The sequence below is a fragment of the Steroidobacter gossypii genome, assembly GCF_016801985.1.
GTDB classification, from domain to species: domain Bacteria; phylum Pseudomonadota; class Gammaproteobacteria; order Steroidobacterales; family Steroidobacteraceae; genus Steroidobacter; species Steroidobacter gossypii.
The window spans coordinates 1-657 of record NZ_JAEVLS010000031.1 but is presented as its reverse complement, the minus strand read 5'-3'; the positions used below and the strand labels follow the sequence as shown (position 1 = coordinate 657).

Below are 657 nucleotides of genomic sequence, written 5' to 3'. Positions count from 1 at the left end.
TGGACCGTCATCTGCAGCCGGTTCCGATTGGAGTGTCTGGGGAGCTGTACATTGGCGGAGCCGGCGTAGCGCGCGGGTATCTGAACCGGGCGTCGCTGACGGCGGAGCGATTCGTGCGCGATCCGTTCAGTGCAGATGCGCAGGCTCGGATGTACAAGACGGGCGATCTGGGTCGGTGGCGAGCGGACGGCAGCATCGAGTATCTGGGTCGTAACGATCACCAGGTGAAGATCCGAGGCTTCCGGATCGAGCTAGGAGAGATCGAGGCACAGCTGGCGAATCAGGCATCGGTGAAGGATGCGGTGGTGATCGCACGAGAGGATGCGCCGGGAGAGAAGCGACTGGTGGGGTATGTGACCTCGCGCGGGGCGCAGCCGCCGTCGGTGGAGGAGTTGCGAGCGCACCTGAAGGCGGTGCTGCCGGAGTACATGGTGCCCAGTGCGTTCGTGGTGCTGTCGAGCCTGCCATTGACGCCGAATGGGAAGCTGGATCGCCGGGCGCTGCCGGCGCCGGAGCTGGATGCCTATGTGAGTCGAGAGTATGAAGCGCCGCAGGGCGAGGTGGAGGAGGTGCTGGCGGGGATCTGGCAGGAGTTGTTGCATGTGGAGCGGGTGGGTCGCCAGGACAACTTTTTTGAGCTGGGCGGGCACTCGCTGT

At 64.5% G+C, this 657-nt stretch carries 1 protein-coding gene; it reads left to right on the top strand.

Annotated elements, in window-relative coordinates; all coding sequences use genetic code 11:
* On the top strand, positions 1-657 hold a 657-nt coding region (locus tag JM946_RS29900), incomplete at both ends, for a non-ribosomal peptide synthetase (protein WP_203171122.1).